We start from the raw sequence: 17,522 nt of genomic DNA on the forward strand, positions 1-17,522 counted from the left end.
GATGCCGCCCCTCTGTACCGGTGAAAGCCCGGTATGTCCCCTCGTGAAAATGTAACGCGTACATAAAGGGACATTCGCAATGTCAAGCCTGCTTACGAACTCGACCGCCATGACCGCACTCCAGACCCTGCGGTCTGTGAGCTCGCAGCTCTCCACCACGCAGACCCGCATCTCCACCGGCCAGCGCGTGTCGACTGCTTCCGACAACGCTGCCTACTGGTCGATCGCGACGTCGATGCGCGCCGACAACGCCGCGCTCTCCGCGGTCTCCGACTCGCTCGGTCTGTCGGCCGCGACTGTCGACACCGAATATACCGCTCTGACCACCGTCATCGGCGACAAGGACTCCGGCCTGACCAAGCTTCAGTCCCTGCTGGTCGAAGCCAAGACAGCCGGTATCGACCGCAGCAAGATCCAGGCGGACGTCACCCAGATCCAGCAGCAGATGAAGGCGACAGCCAGTGCGGCGACCTTCAACGGTATCAACTGGCTGAGCACGACCGCCACCACGCCGACGACCTTCAGCCTCGTGTCGTCGTACTCGCGTGTCGGCGGTACGCCCACCATCGGTTCCATCACCGTGACGACCGCCAACTACTCGCTCTACACCGCGACGCAGACCGGCATTCTGGACACGGCGGGCAGTACCGCTCCGTCGATCAACACGATGACCATCTCCGCGCTGACCGACTCGGCGGCTGACCAGACCCTGCTCGACGGCTACATCGCGCAGGTTACCGCCGGCATCAACTCGGTGGCATCGGCCGCCGCCAATCTCGGTGCCGTCAAGAACCGCCTCTCGACCAACTCGGACTTCGTGAAGTCGCTGATGGACTCCGTGGATCGCGGTATCGGTCAGCTCGTCGATGCCGACATGAACCAGGAGTCCACCCGCCTGTCGGCCCTCCAGGTCCAGCAGCAGCTCGGTGTGCAGGCGCTCTCGATCGCCAACAACAGCAGCCAGAGCATCCTGTCGCTGTTCCGCTAAGCCTCGAGCCATCTTGGGAGGGCCGCGCTTCTCGCAAAGCGCGGCCCTTTCGTTTTGGCGTGATGCCGCGCGCAGGCCGTAATTTTCGGCTGCCCTGTTGCCGAACGGGCACAGAGCCACAAGCCTCGCACAAGCTTGGCTCGCTACCTTCGCCGTTACGACAGGTTGGGCCTTGACGCTTTTGCGCAGTCCAAAGGCATGACGCCGCCCTGTCGTACCGGTGCAAGCCCGGTATGTCCCCAAACCTAATCCAATCTTCAAAGGGACATCAAAATGGGTTCTAGTCTCCTCACCAACTCCTCCGCAATGACCGCGCTGCAGACGCTTCGGAACGTCAGCTCGCAACTTGCTACCACGCAGAACCGGATCTCGACCGGCCAGCGCGTCTCGACCGCCTCGGACAACGCCGCCTACTGGTCGATCGCGACGTCGATGCGCTCCGACAATGCCGCGCTTTCCGCCGTCTCCGACTCGCTCGGTCTGTCGGCTGCGACTGTCGACACCGAATATACCGCTCTGACCTCGGTTATCGGCGACAAGGACTCCGGCCTGACCAAGCTTCAGGCGTTGCTGGTCGAAGCCAAGACCGCCGGTATCGACCGCACCAAGATCCAGGCTGACATCACCCAGATCCAGCAGGATATGAAGCTCAAGGCCAGCTCGGCGACCTTCAACGGCATCAACTGGCTGAGCACGACCGCCGCCACGCCGACGACCTTCAACCTGGTGTCGTCGTACTCGCGCGTCGGCGGTACGCCCACCATCGGTTCCATCACCGTAACGACCGCCAACTACTCGCTCTACACCGCGACGCAGACCGGCATTCTGGACACGGCGGGCAGTACCGCTCCGTCGATCAACACGATGACCATCTCCGCGCTCACCGACTCGGCGGCCGACCAGACCCTGCTCGATGGCTACATCTCGCAGGTCACCGCCGGCATCAACTCGGTGGCCTCGGCTGCCGCCAATCTCGGTGCCGTCAAGAACCGCCTCGCGACCAACACTGAATTCGTCAAGACCCTGATGGACTCCGTGGACCGCGGTATCGGCCAGTTGGTCGACGCCGACATGAACGCGGAATCGACTCGCCTCCAGGCGCTGCAGACCCAGCAGCAACTCGGCGTTCAGGCGCTCTCGATCGCCAACCAGAACAGCCAGAGCATCCTGTCGCTGTTCCGCTAAGCCGCGGCTTCGAAAACGACCGTGCTCCCCAGGGAGCACGGTGTCCGCCATGAACGGCGGATTTGACGGCACAAGACGTGCCCACATCGGTCTCCTGACGCCACATTCCAGGGCAGCACGCCCTGGCCGATCGCGCCGCGATGCGACCGGCTGTCCGCCTGTTGCCGACGCGCGCGATTGCGTCACTCAATCTCTTGTAAAATTGCAACGCCTCGCCTGCGAACCGACACATTCGTTTTCTCGCGCAACCTTCAGACAAGGTTGGCAGCGGAGTGTCCTCTACGTTCGCATTGGTATGAGGTCATATGCTGTTCAGTCGTGTGCAGATACAGCAACTGCTCAACAATCTGCCGGAGCTTGGGCCGCGACGCCTGATGGCCTTGGGACTGATCGGCTTTGCCGTTCTCGTCACCGTCGTCGGCGGCGCCTATTATCTCAGCCGGCCTGAGTTCGAGACACTCTACACGGGTCTTTCCCGCGAAGACGTGACGCGCATGGGTGCCGCGCTGCGCGAGCAAAACATCGCCTTCGACGTCAATACGGCCGGCGACGCGGTTTCGGTGCGCCCGAGCCAGACCATGCAGGCGCGGATGCTGCTCGCCGAGAAGGGGCTGCCGACCAGCGCCAATTCCGGCTACGAGCTGTTCGACAAGATCGGCTCGCTCGGCCTGACCTCATTCATGCAGGAGGTCACCAAGCTGCGGGCGCTGGAAGGCGAGATCGCGCGCACGGTGCAGTTGATGAAGGGCGTGAAGGCGGCGCGGGTGCATATCGTGCTGCCGGTGCGCGGCTCGTTCCGGGCGACGCAGCAGCCGCCTTCTGCATCGGTCGTGTTGCGCACCGACGGCACGATCGAGGCGCGCACGGCGCAGTCGATCCGTCATCTCGTCGCTGCCGCCATTCCGGGCATGAGCCGCGACAAGGTCACGGTGCTGGACGCCGACGGTTCGATGCTGCTCGCCGAGGAGGACGAAGCGACTGCAGCGCCAACCAAGATGGCGAGCCTTCAGAAGACTGTCGGCGGGATGGTGCAGGAGAACATCCGCAAGGCGCTGACGCCGTATCTCGGGATCGATAATTTCGAGGTGAGCGTCTCCCCGCAGCTTTCCACGGACAAGCGGCAGATCAACGAGACTGTTTACGATCCTGAGAACCGCGCCGAGCGCTCAGTCCGAAACGTGCGCGAGAAGGAGTCGTCGCAGAACGCGGACCGTTCGCAGCCGACGACGGTGCAGCAGAATCTTCCCGACCAGCAGGTGAACGCCGGCGGTGGCAAGAACTCCAACGAGGACAAGAGCCGCCGCGAGGACGTCACCAATTTCGAGGTCTCGTCCAAGACCACGACGACGGTGAGCGACGGCTATTCGGTGAAGAAACTCTTCATCGCCGTCCTGATCAATCGCGGGCGGCTCGTCGCCGACATCGGCGACAAGAGCAACCAGGCCATCGTCGACAGCAAGCTTGCCGAGATCAGCCAGCTCGCAGCCACGGCCGGTGGGCTGGACAAGGCGCGGGGCGACCAGATCCAGGTGACGGCCGTCGATTTCATCGAAGGCTCGCGCGAACTGGCGCCGGTGCCGCCGATCAGCTTCGTCGAGATGATCAACAAGCAGCTCGGCAGCGTCATCAACGCGGTCACGATCCTGGCCGTAGCCTCGATGCTAGTGTGGTTCGGACTTCGGCCCGCGGTCAACGGCATCCTGACCCATCGCGCGGCGCAGGAGCAGACCGAGGCGGCGGAAGCTGCCCAGCTCGAGGCAGCCGCCGGCGCTCTTGCATTGGCGGATAGCGAGGAGACCGAGCTCAATTTGGTCGAAGACCTCGAAGGCAAGATGCAGCGAACGCCGCAGAAGCGGCTGGAGCAGATCGTCCGTCTCGATCAGATGCAGGCGGCGGCGATCCTTAAAGACTGGATGCGACGCGAGGAGGCGGCATGAACGCGGCAATCGGAAAACTCCTGACCCAGTTCGACGCGAACGGGCGAGCCAAATCGCCGCCGCCCAAGATCCAGGATGTGCTGACAAGGCCGAGGGAGGTTCGGCGCGAGCCTCAGCCGCAGCCACAGGCCCATTCGCAGCCGCAGCCGCTGCTTCAGTCGCCGCCTCCGGCGCCGAAGACGGAAGCTCCGGCGGTCAATCTTCTGGACGATGCCTATCGGCGCGGCCACGCGGCCGGCGTAGCGGAGAGCGACGCCAGGATCGCCGAGGAACGCGTGCGCAGCGCGATCCGGCTCGGCGAGGAGCGGGCCAAGTGGTCCGATCAGCAGGCGGTCACGATCGTCAGCGGCTTCGAGGCGGCTTGCCGCGAGATCGAGACCAACATCGCCAGCTCTGTTGCGCGGATATTGCTGCCGTTTCTCGCCGATGCGGTCCGCGACAAGGCGATCGGGTCGCTGGTCGAGCAGATTGCGGCACTGACCGGCAATTCGCCGGTGCCGGTGTTCAAGGTCACCGGCCCGAGCGAACTGCTCGACCTGGTGAAGACCCAGCTCCAGACGGCCCGGCGAACGGGCATCGAGTACGAGGCCGCCGATACTTTCGAGGTCCGCGTCGTAGCCGACCAGACCGTGATCGAGACGCAGATCACGGCCTGGAGCGAACGCCTGAAAGAGGCGCGCCGGTAGCCCGTCATGAATGAGGTCAAATCAGAGCTCGTCATCATCCGCCGACGGAGCGCCTTCGACGACGAGAAGCCTCACGGCGGCGTCTGGAAGATCGCCTATGCGGACTTCATGACCGCGATGATGGCGTTTTTCCTGGTCATGTGGCTGATCAATGCGCTCAACCAGGATCAGAAGCAGGTGGTCGCGAGCTATTTCAATCCGATCATGCTCGCGGAGAACGCGCCTGCCCCGAAAGGCCTCAAGGACCTCTCCAAGAAAGAGACGTCGTCGTTCGAAGGCCAGGACGGCCGGCGTCAGCCGGCAGGACCGAGCGAGGAACGTCGCGGTGACTCTCCGACGGCCGAGAAGCCGCCCTTCTACGAGGAGAAGGTCCTGTTCCGCGATCCCTATACGACGCTCGCGGAGATCGCCAGCAGCGCAAACCAGGCCTCGGGCCAGCGGCGCGCCGGCGCTCTGACCTCTGCTGAAGAGGAGGGACTCAAGGGCGGCGACGCCTACCGCGATCCCTTCGATCCCGGTTATTGGAAGCTCGCGCCACAGGCATCCAAGGATGCCGATCGCATCATGGAGAGCGAGCCCAAGCCGAATGCGTCCGCGCGCGACACAGCGTCCGGCACGGGCGAGCCGCAGGCGCGCCGGGCCAAGCAGGACGATGCCGCCGGAAGCGTGGCTCCGAACGCCGATGCATCGTCCGCAAGCCTGTCGCCCCTGCTGCCGCCGGGGCCCGCGCCCTCGCAGTCTTCACGCGAAGGGAACGCGCAGCCGGGCGCCCAGGCCGGCATTCAAGCCAACGCCGCCGCGCAGTCGCGTCCCAACGATACGACGAAGGAATCCGAGCCGCGCGACGCAGCTCAGACGCAGCAACCGACGGTCAAGCAGCTTCAGTCGGCGATCGCGGAGGCGCTGTCGGATGTCAAGGCCGGCGCGGGACCGGTGGCTGAGGTGCGTCAGGTCGAGGAAGGCCTGCTGATCAGCCTGACCGACGACGCGAGCTTCGGCATGTTCGCGCGCGGCTCGGCTGAACCGCGGCCCGAGCTCATCCGTGTAATCGACAAGATCGGTCCGCTGCTGACGAAGCGTCCCGGCATGATCATCGTCCGCGGCCACACCGACAATCGGCCATACCGCTCGGAGACCTACGACAATTGGCGGCTGTCGACGGCCCGTGCGCAGATGGCCTACTACATGCTGGTCCGCTCCGGCGTCGACGCGCAGCGCATCGAGCACGTGGAGGGTTATGCCGATCGACGGCCGAAACTCCAAAACGATCCGGCGGCCGCGCAGAATCGCCGGATCGAGATCCTGGTCCGGGAGAAGCGTCCTTGAACAGGTCTCTGCTCCGCGCCGCGTTGCTGATGCTGCTGCCGTTCACGGCGGCAGGCGCATTTGCCGAGCCGGCACCGACACCGACCCTGGCGGCATCGATATCGGGCGAGCCATATGAACTCGTTCGCGCATTGCAGGCCGTGCAGGACGGCATCGCCAACGGCGATACCGCGGCGCATGGCAACCACATCGCGTTGATCCGGCAGATCGGCGAAAAATTTCTCGCCGCCGATCCGGGCGTGTGGAGCAACCCGCAGAACGGCCAAGCCGTCGTCATCTACCTGCTCAGCGGCGGCGGGCCGCAAATCGTCCGCAAGTTGCCGCGCGACAAGCTGAACGTCGACGGACGGCTGTTCGATGGCGCACTCGCCTATGTCGAGGGCCGTCAGGATGAAGCGCGCGAGCTGCTCAAGGACGTCAAGCCGCGGACGATCCCATCGGGCCTGGGCGGACAGGTCGCGCTGGTCCAGGGCGCGTTGTTCGCACGCGCCGAAGCATCGCTCGCGATCGAGCGTCTGGATGACGCGCGCCTGCTCTTGCCGGGCACATTGGTGGAGGAAGCCGCGCTGCGGCGCGAAATCCTGTTGGTCGGGCAAGCCGAGGATTTCGATAAATTCGAGTTCCTGACGCTGGCCTATATCCGCCACTACGGCAACTCGGTCTATGCCGGCGACTTCTGGCAGCGCTTTTCCACCGGACTGACGCAATCGAGCCTCGCGCTCGACGAGCGCCGGTTTGCGCGGATCACCACTTTGCTGGAGCAGATCGATCGCGCGAGCCGCCTGAAGCTCTATCTCGTGATCGCGCGCGCCGCGATGGCGCGCGGAGGTCTCGTCGTAACCCGGCTTGCCGGCGAGCGCGCGCTGACGCTCAGCGCCGATGCTTCAGCGGATCGCGAACGGGCGCATTTGTTCCGCGGCGTGTCGCGGGCGCTCACCGACGAATATGACGGTGGTCTTGCCGAGTTGAAGGCACTCGACCGGTCGAAGCTGCCCGAGCGCGACATTCCCTTGCTCAATGCAACGGTGCAGCTCGCACTCGACGTTCGCAAGCCGTTCGCCGGCGCATCCGCCGCCGCAGCCGACAAGCCTCCGGTCACGCCGGCGCGTATCGATCTCGCGTCGTCGACCGCAACGCTTGCGCGCGCACAGAAGCAGCTCGGCGAACTCGAGCTCCTCACCAGGGATCGCCGTCCATGACGAAGCTCAGTGGAACCTCCGGACAGGTCTTTTCGGGCCTCGCCGAAAGCCTCAGCATGCGAGGCACATCGCGCGCCGGCAAGAGCGGCGGGGCGAAAGCGCAGCCGGACACGTCGTTCAACGATCTGCTGTACACCGTCTCGAATCTCGCGAAGCGGGCGCTCAACGACGAGGGCAGCGACACGGTCGTGAAAGCCGGAACACTGCGGACGCGCCTGGCGCACCAGAGTGAGAAGGACAAGTCGAACGACGACACGGTGCACGAAGGCCCCGCGGCGGCCGAGGACCCCGGATTCACCGAGAGGCCCACCGAGAAATCTTCCGACAAGAAGACCGACAAATTGTCCGGGAAACATGTCCCTGTCGACCATACCGGGCAGGCCGACGTCCAGAACCAATCGAGCATTGCGGTGATCGTCGGACAGGAGATCGCCGCCGGACCGGTCGCGCAGCCGCAGATGCAAGCACCGGCGGGCGACAAGAACGATGCGTCCGGGCGCGACGGGCGGTCTGCCACGACGAAGCGCGAAGTTCAGGCCATGGGCATGGCGAAGACGATGACAGCCGACCCCGGCCCATCTGCTGTGGCTCCGATCGCCGCGCACTCGCAGGCCGCGGCTCCGCACGCGACGGCCGCCGCCCAGGCGACATCGACGCAAGACAGCGAGCCGTCGCCGAAGGCAACGGCACCCGGCTTCGAGGCCGTTGCGGCCAATGTCGAGCGTGCTGCCAAGGCCTCGGCGCGGGATGCATTGCCCGAGACGACCAAGGTCACCGTAGTCCAGCAGGAGACCCATCTGCCCCCGGCGCAGTTCAACGCTCCGCACCAAGTTGCCAATGCAGTCGTCGCCGAGCTGAAGGAATCTCCGGCACCGACGGCGTCCGCAGCTCCAGATCTTGCAGCGTCCCAAGCCAATGCGCCGGATCAGCCGCTCAAGATCCTGACCATCAATCTCGAACCGCCTACGCTCGGCAACGTCACCGTGCGCCTTCGTCTCGTTGGCAACGAGGTGTCCGTCCACCTCGCCGCCGAGCGCAAGGATACGAGCCAGATGCTTGACCAGCAGCGCGACTCGATCCGCGAGCTCATGCAGTCGGCGGGCTACGTGGCGGACGTTGCGCCCGTCCAGCACGGCTCGTTGGATGGATTCCAGAGCGGCTCCGGTCAGTCGCAGCCGCAGCTCTCGGGCCAGCAACAGCCATCGTCGCAGTCGCAAGGCACGTTCGACGGCGCGAGAAATTCGTCGGGACAGTCGGACGGCGGTGCGAAACAGGCCCGACAGGAGCGCCAGTTCAACCAGGAGACGCGTCATGACCAGGACGTGGCGCCGCAGATTCGTCGCGGCCCTGTTTATCTGTAACGCCGGCGCCGCGGCCGCGGCGACCGACAATTCGCGCCCCTGCGAGCGCGAGATGGCGCGTGCGTCTCAGCAGCACGGAATTCCGCTCGGCATTCTCTATGCCGTCGGCCTCACCGAGACCGGGCGGCGCGGCGCGCTTTATCCTTACGCGCTCGGCGCCGAAGGACAGACCGTGTTCGCCAAGGACATGAACGACGCGATCGCGAATTTCGAATCCATGCGCAGCAAGGGGATCAAGCTGATCGACCTCGGTTGCATGCAGATCAACCACTATTACCACGGCGACAAATTCGCGTCGGTGCGGGCGATGTTCGATCCCGCCAAGAACGTCGACTACGCCGCGCGCTTCCTGAAGGAGCTGAAGCAACGCGAGGGCAGCTGGACCATGGCGGTCGCCCGCTACAATGCAGGCCCCAACAACCAGCCGGCGCAGAAGCGCTACGTCTGTCATATCGTCGCTCATCTGGTCTCGAGCGGCTTCGGCGCGTGGACCGATAAGGCGCGCTCGTTCTGTCAGCCCAAAACGACCTGAAGGGATGACGTCAAAGTTGTGCATCGTTCCGCACCATCAGCCCCGCGCAAGCAACAACCACCATTGTAACTGCAACCTACCGAAGGAGCCCAATTCATGAGCCTGTATGGTGTTATGCGCACCGGTGTTTCCGGGATGAACGCGCAGTCCAACAAGCTGTCGACGGTGTCGGACAACATCGCCAACGTCAACACCACCGGCTACAAGCGGGCTTCGACCGAATTCTCCTCGCTGATCCTGAAGAGCGGCTCGGGCAATTACGATTCCGGCGCGGTCGAGACCACGGTCCGCTACGCCATCAGCGATGCCGGCAATTACCAGTTCACGACCTCGGCGACGGACCTCGCGGTGCAGGGCAACGGCTTCTTCGTCGTGCAGGATCCGAACGGCAACAATTTCCTGACGCGCGCCGGCGCGTTCGTGCCCGACAGCACGGGCAATCTCGTCAACTCCGCCGGCTTCCAGCTGATGGGTTACAACATCGCGAACGGCGCCACGCCCACCGTCGCCGCCAACGGCTTCGGCGGCCTGCAGGTCATCAACGTCAACCGGATGGCGCTCCAGGCGTCGCCTTCGACCAAGGCAGCTGTCGATGCCAATCTCGATCCGAGCGCTGCGATCATCGCGGGTCCGCCCGGTCCCGGCGCTTACACGTCGAAGACCTCGGTCGTCACTTACGACAACATCGGCAACGCGGTGACGGTCGACGTCTATGCTGCGAAGACCGCCGCGAACACCTGGCAGATCCAGCTCTACGATTCTTCCACCGGCACCGCGCTCGCGGGTGGTCTCAATACCTTCACCTTCGATGTCACCGCGACCGGCAAAGGCAAGCTCGCGGCCGCAAGCCCGACCTCGCTCACCGTGACCATCCCGGGCGGCTCGTCCTTCAACATGGATCTGTCGGCCATGACCCAGGTCGCTTCCAGCTTCGACTTCAAGGCGACGGTCGACGGCAACGCCCCGTCCGCGGTGGAGAAGGTGAACATCGACGACAAGGGTGTGGTCACCGCGGTGCTCAAGAACGGCACCGAGCTGCCGAGCTTCCAGATCGCGCTCGCGAACGTTCCGAGCCCGGACCATCTGACGCCCGAAGTCGGCAACGTCTATTCACCGAACCTGGATTCCGGAAACGTGCAGGTCGGCCTCGCCGGCCAGGGCGGGCTCGGCACCATCCAGTCGGGCGCTCTGGAAGACTCGAACGTCGATCTGGCGGACGAGTTGACTGCGATGATCGAGGCGCAGCGCGGCTTCACTGCGAACTCGAAATCGTTCCAGACCGGCGCCGACTTGCTGGATGTCGTCGTCAACCTGAAGCGCTGAGTCCCTCAGCGCTCGATCCCGGCAAGAGCAGATCATGAACCTTACCGCCGCTCTCGAATCCGCCCGCTCCTCGCTGATGACGTCGGGCATCCAGTCGTCGGTCATCTCGCGCAACATCGCCGGGGCCACCGCCACCGGCTATTCGCGCAAGCTCACCGTGCTGGACAATCACCCCGGTGCTGGCGTCTACGTCGCGGCGATCCAGCGCGCCGCCAGCAGCGGCTTGTACACCAACGTCCTGACCGCGACTTCGTCGTCTACCAAGCAGAGCGCGATCTATGACGGTCTCCAGAAGATCGCGGCCTCGACGGTCGACGATCCGGAGCTCGACCAGTCGCCGACGGCGCAGCTCAATGCGTTGAAGAAGGCGCTCCAGCAATATGCCAACGCCCCGGACAACACCACGCTAGCGCAGGCGGCGGTCGCGTCCGCCAAGGACATGGCGACGGCGCTAAACCAGGCGACCCAAACCGTGCAGTCGGTTCGTGAGGGCGCGGATGCCGACATGAATACGTCGGTTCAGAATATCAATCAGTTGCTCTCCCAGTTCCAGAGCGTGAACACCGCGATCGTGAAGGGTACGATCTCCGGCGACGACGTCACCGACTACCTCGACCAGCGCGACAGCATCGTCTCGAAACTGTCGCAAGAACTCGGCGTCACGATGTCGATCCGTCCCAACGGCGACGCGGCGCTCTATGCCGATAGCGGTGTCGTTCTGTTCGACAAGACGGCGCGCGCGGTGAGTTTTTCCCCGACCAACGCCTACACTGCCGGCACGACGGGCAATGCCGTCTACATCGACGGCGTACCCGTGACCGGCGCGAATTCCGTCATGCCGCTCAAGTCCGGCAAGCTCGCCGGCCTCGCCGAGTTGCGTGACAACGCCACGGTCACGTATCAGAGCCAGCTTGACGAAGTCGCACGCGGCCTGGTCGACGCCTTCAAGGAAGTCGACCAGTCCGGCGCCGCGCTGCCGGACGTCCCCGGCCTGTTCACCTACCCGGGTGCGCCGGCGATGCCGGCGAGCGCCACCGTCTCGGTCGGCTTGGCCGGCTTGATCAGTGTGGCCGCTTCGGTCGACCCTGTTCAGGGCGGCAACCCCAATCTGCTGCGCGACGGCGCGATCAGCGGCAACGCCGCATATCAATACAACACCGCCGGCAACGCCGGCTACTCGACCCGGCTGCAGCAGCTCATTGGCAACATGGATGCGTCGCAGCCGTTCGATGCAACCACGCAAGGCAAGCCGAACGGCAGCTTGATCGACTTCGCGTCGTCCTCGGCGAGCTGGATCGAAAGTCAGCGCACGGCCGCGAACGACAACGTCACCTACCAGAACACGCTGCTCGACCGTAGCACCGCGGCGCTGTCCAACGTCAACGGCGTCAACATGGACGACGAGATGTCGCTGATGCTCCAGGTCGAGCGGACCTATTCGGCCTCGTCGAAGATCATTTCCACCGTCGACGAGATGTTGCAGAGCCTGCTGGCTGCTGTGGGGAATTAAGTCATGATGAGCGCGAACTACATCTCGACTTTGATGCTGTCTTCGTCGCTGAGGTCCTCGGTTACGAACAATCAGGCCGCGCTCGCCAAGGCTTCGAAGGAAGCCACCACCGGCCGCTTTGCCGACGTTGGCCTCGAGCTCGGTGCCACGACGGGAAGCGACGTCACCCTGCGAGCGGACCTGAGCTTCGCCGATCAGCTCGTCGATACCAACGGGCTGGTCTCGGGACGCCTGGACATAACACAGAGCCGGATCACCCAGCTTGGTTCGACCGCAACGGACTTCCTCAAGGACCTGATCGCGGCCCGCAGTACCGACGGCGGCGGGCGGATCATCCTGCCGCCCGCGTCCTCCAACCTCCAGGATCTGATTGGCGCGCTGAACGTCTCCTATAACGGCTCGTCTCTTTTCTCGGGCATCAACACGCAGAACACGCCGATCACGGCCTACACCGCGGGCTCGGCCAGCAAGAACCAGGTCGATGCGGATTTCCTCGCGACCTTCGGCTTTGCGCAGTCTTCGGCCAGCGTGAGCAGCATCACCCCGGCTCAGATGCAGACCTTCCTCGACACCACCTTCGATGCCGAGTTCGCGAGCCCGGCCTGGAACACCAATTGGTCATCGGCTACCGACCAGGTCATGCAAAGCCGTATCTCCACGACCGAGATCGCCGATACCTCCGTCAGCGCCAATCAGCCAGGCTTCCGCAAGCTCGCCGAGGCCTACACCATGATGGCGGATCTCGGGAACGTGAACCTGGACCAAGCGACGTTCCAGGTCGTCGTGGACAAGGCTATCGGCCTTGTCGGAAACGCCATCAGTGACCTTGCTACCCTCGGCGGCAACATCGGCACGGTCCAGCAGCGGATCACCGGCGCGACCGATAGGCTGAAGCTGCAGCAGGACATCCTCAACAACCAGATCGTCAAGATGGAGGCGGTCGACCCGACCGAGGCCTCGGTCCGGGTCAATACGCTGCAAACCCAGATCAAGACAGCGCTGGCGCTGACATCGCAGCTCCAGCAGATCAGCCTCATCAACTACCTCTGAGCCAAGTACTTTTGAGAAGCCTCCTTTGTAAGGCAGAGTTGTCCTGATGACGTTTGAAGCCTATGAAGTGGTCGTCGACGAGAGCGGATATGAAGCGCGGGGCCGCGAGCGGCAGGCGCTCAGTCTCGGCATCGACCGGCTCGAGCGGATCCAGAAAGACCGCTTCAGCATCGAGGATCTGGTCGAGAGCCTGCTTTATGTGCGGCGGCTGTGGACGATCTTCATCGAGGATCTCGCGCATCCGGAAAACGGACTTCCGGTCAAGCTGCGCGCCGACATCATCTCGATCGGCCTGTGGGTCGTCAAGGAAGCCGACCGCCTTCGCGAAGAGAGGTCGAACGACGTGATGCAGCTCATCGAAATCAACCGCCTGATCCGAGACGCTCTTTGATGAAGATATCCTTGCGGGCGGGCGAACGGGTCTACATCAACGGCGCGGTGCTGCGTGTGGACCGCAAGGTCTCGGTCGAACTCGTCAACGACGTGATGTTCCTGCTCGAAGGGCAGATCATGCAGGCCTCCGACGCCACCACGGCGCTGCGGCAGCTCTATTTCATCGTCCAGCTGATGCTGATGAATCCGACTGATGTCCGGGATGCTTCGGCGCTCTACGGGCAGCATCACGCAGCCCTGATCGCGGTGTGCGAGAGCCACGAGATGCTGCTCGGACTTGGCGCGGTCGACGAACTGGTCGGAGCAACCCGTTACTTCGAGGCGCTCAAGCGGATCCGGGCGCTGTTTCCGGTGGAGCAGGCCATCCTGGCCGGCGCCACGATCGATTCCCCATTCGAGGCTGCCTGACAGCGGAGAGTCACATGAACGTCACCAGCGCGACCGATAGCACCAGCAAGTCCAGTTCGACCAGCTCAACCACGTCGACGTCGAGCACCGGCGTCGACTACAACACGTTCCTTCAGCTCCTCATCGCAGAGATGAAGAACCAGGATCCGACCAATCCGATGGATACCTCGCAATATATGAGCCAGTTTGCGCAGCTCTCGTCGGTCGAGCAGGCGATGCAGACCAATACCAAGCTCGACTCTTTGCTATCTTCGCAATCGCTGTCGCAGGCAGACGGGCTGATCGGAAAGACCGTCAGCTTCACGGACTCGACCGGAGCGACTTTCAGCGGCAAGGTCGCTTCGATTTCCATCAACACCGACGGCTCCGTCGCGACGCTCGAGGACGGCACGAAAGTCGCGGTCGGCCCGGGGCTCACGATCAGCCAGTCATGAACGAACGGGACGCTCTCGACATCGTCCAGGCGGCGATCTGGACCATCATCGTCGCCTCCGGGCCTGCCGTTGGCGCCGCGATGCTGGTCGGCACCCTCATTGCGCTGATCCAGGCTCTGACCCAGATCCAGGAGGTGACGCTGACCTTCGTTCCGAAGATCATCGTCATTCTCTTGGTCGTTGCCGTTTCCGGCTCCTTCATCGGAGCTCATCTCTCCACCTTCACCGAGATGGTCTATTCGCATATCGAGCGCGGCTTCTGATCCGGGCGGGCTCGGGCACCCCTGGCCGCCTCCTGCCACCACCCCCGCGTAAGCTTTGCACGGCAGATTAAGGGCCGGATCCTCTGCCGGTGACCCATGTCCGATACGTTAGCTGCCAGCCTGCCGACCCCGCGACGATTGGGCGCCGACGCCTTTTTCGCAGGCGGCATCGTGGCCATGCTCACGATCCTGTTCCTGCCTATCCCGCCGATCCTGATCGATCTCGGCCTCGCCTTCTCGATCGCACTGTCGGCGCTGATCCTGATGGTCGCGCTGTGGATCCAGCGGCCGCTCGATTTCTCGGCTTTCCCGACCGTGCTGCTGATCGCCACGATCCTGCGGCTGGCGCTGAACGTCGCGACGACTCGTCTGATCCTGTCGCGCGGCGGGGAGGGGGAAAACGCCGCGGGCCACGTCGTCGCCGGCTTCTCGAAGTTCGTCATGGGCGGCGACTTCGTCATCGGCCTGATCATCTTCGCGATTCTGGTCACGGTAAACTTCGTCGTGATCACCAAGGGCGCGACGCGTATCGCCGAAGTCGGCGCCCGCTTCACCCTGGACGCCATCCCCGGCAAGCAGATGGCGATCGACGCGGACCTGTCCGCAGGGCTGATCGACGACAAGGAAGCCCAGCGCCGGCGCCGCGAGCTGGAAGAGGAGAGCGCGTTCTTCGGCGCCATGGACGGTGCCTCGAAATTCGTCCGCGGCGACGCCATCGCCGGCCTGATCATCACCGCGATCAATATTTTCGGCGGCATCATCATCGGCGTCACCCATCACGGCCTCACGCTGTCGCGTGCCGCCGACGTCTACACAAAACTCTCCGTGGGCGACGGTCTGGTAACGCAGATGCCGGCCCTGATCGTGTCGCTATCGGCGGGCCTGCTGGTCTCCAAGGGCGGCACCAGGGGGTCGGCGGAGCAGGCAGTGTTGCGCCAGCTCGGCGGCTATCCGCGCGCGGTGTCGGCCGCCGCGCTGATGATGTTCGTGCTTGCCTTGATGCCGGGGTTGCCGATGGCGCCCTTCTTGCTGCTCGGCGGCGCCATGGCCTTCGTCGGATACTCGCTGCCGAGGCGGCAGGCGGCCCTGAAGCAGAAGGACGATGCGCGCAAAGCCGACGAACGCGCCCAGGTCGAGGCCAAGGAATCGGTCAAGGAATCGCTCAAGACCGCGGAGATCGAGCTGGCGCTCGGCGGCCACCTGTCGGTCCATCTGCTGGGCTCGCGTACCGAGCTCGCACACCGTGTGGCTAAGATCCGCAAGAAGTTCGCCAAGCAGTACGGCTTCGTCGTTCCCGAGATCAAGCTCACCGACAATCTGTCGATCGATCCCAAGGGATATCAGATCCGGATCCACGACACCCGCGTCTCCCAGGGCGAGCTCAGGCTCGGCGAGGTGCTGGTGCTCGTCGACAAGGACGGCAAGCCCGACGTCCCCGGCGAAGAGGTGATCGAGCCGGCCTTCGGCATGAAAGCGCTGTGGGTGACGGACGCTTTCACCGACGAGGTCAAGCGTCAGGGCTGCAAGCCGGTCGACAATCTGTCGGTGCTGCTCACGCATCTGAGCGAAGTGATCAGGGCCAACCTCGCCCAGCTCCTGTCCTACAAGGACATGCGCGGCCTGCTCGACCGGCTCGATCCCGAATACAAGCGCCTGGTCGAGGATCTCTGCCCGTCGCAGATATCGTACTCGGGACTGCTGGCAATCCTGAAGATCCTGCTGGCCGAGCGCGTGTCGATACGCAACCTCCATCTGATCCTGGAGGCCATCGCCGAGATCGCGCCCCATGTGCGGCGCTCCGAGCAGGTGGCGGAGCATGTGCGTACGCGTCTGGCCCAGCAGATCTGCGGCGACCTGTCCGACAACGGCGTGCTCAACGTGGTCCGTCTCGGCAACCGTTGGGACCTGGCGTTCCACCAGAGCCTGAAGCGCGACGCCAAGGGCGACGTCGTCGAATTCGACGCCGATCCGCGCCTGATCGAGCAGTTTGCGACCGAAGCCAGCGCCGCGATCCGCAAGTTCACCGAGAACGGCACCAGCGTCGTGCTGGCGGTGACCCCCGAAGCCCGTCCCTACGTCCGGATGATCCTGGAACGGGTATTTCCGACACTGCCGATTCTGTCGCATGTCGAAGTCGCGCGCAGCACCGAGATCAGAGCACTCGGAGCCATATCGTGATCAGCGGCCTCGCCGACAGCGTGCTGGTGACGTTCATCGTGTTCTGCCGCATCGGTGCCTGCCTGATGCTGGTGCCGGGCTATTCCAGCGTCAACGTCCCGGCCCAGGTCCGCTTATTCGTCGCGCTCGTCACGACGTTTGCGCTGACGCCGATCCTGATCGCTGTCCTGAAACCTCTCACGGACAACGCGGCGCCGCTGACGCTCGCGCTGCTGATCTGCTCCGAGCTTGTGGTCGGCAGCGTCATCGGGCTCGGCGGCCGCGTGTTCTTCCTCGCACTCCAGACCATGGCCACTGTGATGGCGAGTGCCATCGGGCTGAGCAACATCCCGGGGACGCCGATCGGCGACACTGATCCGGCGCCGGCTCTGGTGCCGCTGATCATGACGGCCGTCACCACGCTGTTCTTCATAACCGACCAGCACTGGCAGGTCCTGCGCGGGTTGATGAACTCCTACGACGTCTGGCATCCCGGCGATAAGTTCGGCGGCGGCATGGCGCTGGAGCTGCTCGTCGGCCGGCTGTCGGAAGCATTCGTCCTGACGCTGCGGATCACCAGCCCTTTCATCGTCTATTCGGTCATCGTCAACCTGGCGGTCGGCCTGGTCAACAAGCTGACGCCGGCGATTCCGGTCTATTTCATCTCGGTGCCGTTCGTGCTGTTCGGCGGCTTCCTGCTGCTCTACCTCACCAGCGACGAGCTCTTGACGCAATTCATGCTCGGCGTCTCGTCATGGCTGGCGGAGTGA

Annotated in this window: 17 protein-coding genes; all 17 read left to right on the forward strand. The window is 64.1% G+C overall.

Annotated elements, in window-relative coordinates:
• Nucleotides 1–79: 79 nt before the first annotated feature.
• Complete coding sequence (locus ABIB06_RS19660; protein ID WP_354050101.1) at nucleotides 80–988, forward strand: flagellin N-terminal helical domain-containing protein; 909 nt, start codon at nucleotides 80–82, stop codon at nucleotides 986–988.
• A gap of 273 nt (nucleotides 989–1,261) precedes the next feature.
• Nucleotides 1,262–2,173, forward strand: coding sequence for a flagellin N-terminal helical domain-containing protein (locus ABIB06_RS19665; RefSeq protein WP_247344659.1), 912 nt, complete (start codon nucleotides 1,262–1,264; stop codon nucleotides 2,171–2,173).
• A 305-nt stretch (nucleotides 2,174–2,478) separates the two neighbouring features.
• Nucleotides 2,479–4,110, forward strand: coding sequence for a flagellar basal-body MS-ring/collar protein FliF (gene fliF, locus ABIB06_RS19670; RefSeq protein WP_354069180.1), 1,632 nt, complete (start codon nucleotides 2,479–2,481; stop codon nucleotides 4,108–4,110).
• Entirely contained in the window at nucleotides 4,107–4,796 is a 690-nt protein-coding gene (locus ABIB06_RS19675) for a hypothetical protein (protein WP_354050104.1), read from the forward strand. The genes fliF and ABIB06_RS19675 overlap by 4 nt, the downstream gene beginning before the upstream one ends.
• Nucleotides 4,797–4,802: 6 nt before the next feature.
• The gene (locus ABIB06_RS19680) at nucleotides 4,803–6,122 is read left to right on the forward strand and encodes a MotB family protein (protein WP_354050105.1); all 1,320 of its coding nucleotides are present in this window, start codon (nucleotides 4,803–4,805) and stop codon (nucleotides 6,120–6,122) included.
• Nucleotides 6,119–7,321, forward strand: a complete 1,203-nt coding sequence (locus tag ABIB06_RS19685; protein WP_354050107.1) for a chemotaxis protein — start codon at nucleotides 6,119–6,121, stop codon at nucleotides 7,319–7,321. Before ABIB06_RS19680 ends, ABIB06_RS19685 begins: the two co-directional genes overlap by 4 nt.
• Nucleotides 7,318–8,682, forward strand: coding sequence for a flagellar hook-length control protein FliK (fliK, locus tag ABIB06_RS19690; protein WP_354050109.1), 1,365 nt, complete (start codon nucleotides 7,318–7,320; stop codon nucleotides 8,680–8,682). The genes ABIB06_RS19685 and fliK overlap by 4 nt, the downstream gene beginning before the upstream one ends.
• A complete protein-coding gene (locus ABIB06_RS19695) occupies nucleotides 8,633–9,214 on the forward strand; it encodes a transglycosylase SLT domain-containing protein (protein ID WP_247444791.1) in 582 nt (193 codons plus the stop codon). Before fliK ends, ABIB06_RS19695 begins: the two co-directional genes overlap by 50 nt.
• Before the next feature lie 96 nt (nucleotides 9,215–9,310).
• Nucleotides 9,311–10,537 carry a flagellar hook protein FlgE gene (locus tag ABIB06_RS19700; protein WP_354050111.1) on the forward strand — a complete coding sequence of 409 codons (1,227 nt, stop codon included), beginning with the start codon at nucleotides 9,311–9,313 and terminating at the stop codon, nucleotides 10,535–10,537.
• 34 nt (nucleotides 10,538–10,571) lie between these two features.
• Nucleotides 10,572–12,047 carry a flagellar hook-associated protein FlgK gene (gene flgK / locus ABIB06_RS19705; protein WP_354050113.1) on the forward strand — a complete coding sequence of 492 codons (1,476 nt, stop codon included), beginning with the start codon at nucleotides 10,572–10,574 and terminating at the stop codon, nucleotides 12,045–12,047.
• A 3-nt stretch (nucleotides 12,048–12,050) separates the two neighbouring features.
• Nucleotides 12,051–13,097, forward strand: coding sequence for a flagellar hook-associated family protein (locus ABIB06_RS19710; RefSeq protein WP_247444794.1), 1,047 nt, complete (start codon nucleotides 12,051–12,053; stop codon nucleotides 13,095–13,097).
• 46 nt (nucleotides 13,098–13,143) lie between these two features.
• The gene (gene flaF / locus ABIB06_RS19715) at nucleotides 13,144–13,488 is read left to right on the forward strand and encodes a flagellar biosynthesis regulator FlaF (RefSeq protein WP_354050115.1); all 345 of its coding nucleotides are present in this window, start codon (nucleotides 13,144–13,146) and stop codon (nucleotides 13,486–13,488) included.
• Nucleotides 13,488–13,898, forward strand: coding sequence for a flagellar biosynthesis repressor FlbT (gene flbT / locus ABIB06_RS19720; protein WP_247344631.1), 411 nt, complete (start codon nucleotides 13,488–13,490; stop codon nucleotides 13,896–13,898). Before flaF ends, flbT begins: the two co-directional genes overlap by 1 nt.
• A 14-nt stretch (nucleotides 13,899–13,912) precedes the next feature.
• Nucleotides 13,913–14,332 carry a flagellar hook assembly protein FlgD gene (gene flgD / locus ABIB06_RS19725; protein WP_247444796.1) on the forward strand — a complete coding sequence of 140 codons (420 nt, stop codon included), beginning with the start codon at nucleotides 13,913–13,915 and terminating at the stop codon, nucleotides 14,330–14,332.
• Nucleotides 14,329–14,595 (forward strand): flagellar biosynthesis protein FliQ, encoded by a 267-nt coding sequence (gene fliQ / locus ABIB06_RS19730; RefSeq protein WP_106945789.1) that lies wholly within the window; start codon nucleotides 14,329–14,331, stop codon nucleotides 14,593–14,595. Before flgD ends, fliQ begins: the two co-directional genes overlap by 4 nt.
• Before the next feature lie 96 nt (nucleotides 14,596–14,691).
• Nucleotides 14,692–16,773, forward strand: coding sequence for a flagellar biosynthesis protein FlhA (gene flhA / locus ABIB06_RS19735; protein ID WP_354050118.1), 2,082 nt, complete (start codon nucleotides 14,692–14,694; stop codon nucleotides 16,771–16,773).
• Nucleotides 16,770–17,522, forward strand: a complete 753-nt coding sequence (gene fliR, locus ABIB06_RS19740; protein ID WP_354050120.1) for a flagellar biosynthesis protein FliR — start codon at nucleotides 16,770–16,772, stop codon at nucleotides 17,520–17,522. Before flhA ends, fliR begins: the two co-directional genes overlap by 4 nt.

It is taken from the genome of Bradyrhizobium sp. LB8.2 (genome assembly GCF_040548035.1).
In the GTDB taxonomy this organism is placed as follows: domain Bacteria; phylum Pseudomonadota; class Alphaproteobacteria; order Rhizobiales; family Xanthobacteraceae; genus Bradyrhizobium.

Excerpts from the sequence above, each read along its gene's own strand:
- ABIB06_RS19660 (WP_354050101.1), top strand. The coding sequence starts at position 80 with ATGTCAAGCCTGCTTACGAACTCGACCGCCATGACCGCACTCCAGACC.
- ABIB06_RS19710 (WP_247444794.1), top strand. The coding sequence starts at position 12,051 with ATGATGAGCGCGAACTACATCTCGACTTTGATGCTGTCTTCGTCGCTG.
- ABIB06_RS19700 (WP_354050111.1), top strand. The coding sequence starts at position 9,311 with ATGAGCCTGTATGGTGTTATGCGCACCGGTGTTTCCGGGATGAACGCG.
- flaF (WP_354050115.1), top strand. The coding sequence starts at position 13,144 with ATGACGTTTGAAGCCTATGAAGTGGTCGTCGACGAGAGCGGATATGAA.
- flbT (WP_247344631.1), top strand. The coding sequence starts at position 13,488 with ATGAAGATATCCTTGCGGGCGGGCGAACGGGTCTACATCAACGGCGCG.
- fliF (WP_354069180.1), top strand. The coding sequence starts at position 2,479 with ATGCTGTTCAGTCGTGTGCAGATACAGCAACTGCTCAACAATCTGCCG.
- flhA (WP_354050118.1), top strand. The coding sequence starts at position 14,692 with ATGTCCGATACGTTAGCTGCCAGCCTGCCGACCCCGCGACGATTGGGC.
- ABIB06_RS19695 (WP_247444791.1), top strand. The coding sequence starts at position 8,633 with ATGACCAGGACGTGGCGCCGCAGATTCGTCGCGGCCCTGTTTATCTGT.
- fliK (WP_354050109.1), top strand. The coding sequence starts at position 7,318 with ATGACGAAGCTCAGTGGAACCTCCGGACAGGTCTTTTCGGGCCTCGCC.
- flgK (WP_354050113.1), top strand. The coding sequence starts at position 10,572 with ATGAACCTTACCGCCGCTCTCGAATCCGCCCGCTCCTCGCTGATGACG.
- flgD (WP_247444796.1), top strand. The coding sequence starts at position 13,913 with ATGAACGTCACCAGCGCGACCGATAGCACCAGCAAGTCCAGTTCGACC.
- fliQ (WP_106945789.1), top strand. The coding sequence starts at position 14,329 with ATGAACGAACGGGACGCTCTCGACATCGTCCAGGCGGCGATCTGGACC.
- ABIB06_RS19665 (WP_247344659.1), top strand. The coding sequence starts at position 1,262 with ATGGGTTCTAGTCTCCTCACCAACTCCTCCGCAATGACCGCGCTGCAG.
- ABIB06_RS19675 (WP_354050104.1), top strand. The coding sequence starts at position 4,107 with ATGAACGCGGCAATCGGAAAACTCCTGACCCAGTTCGACGCGAACGGG.
- ABIB06_RS19680 (WP_354050105.1), top strand. The coding sequence starts at position 4,803 with ATGAATGAGGTCAAATCAGAGCTCGTCATCATCCGCCGACGGAGCGCC.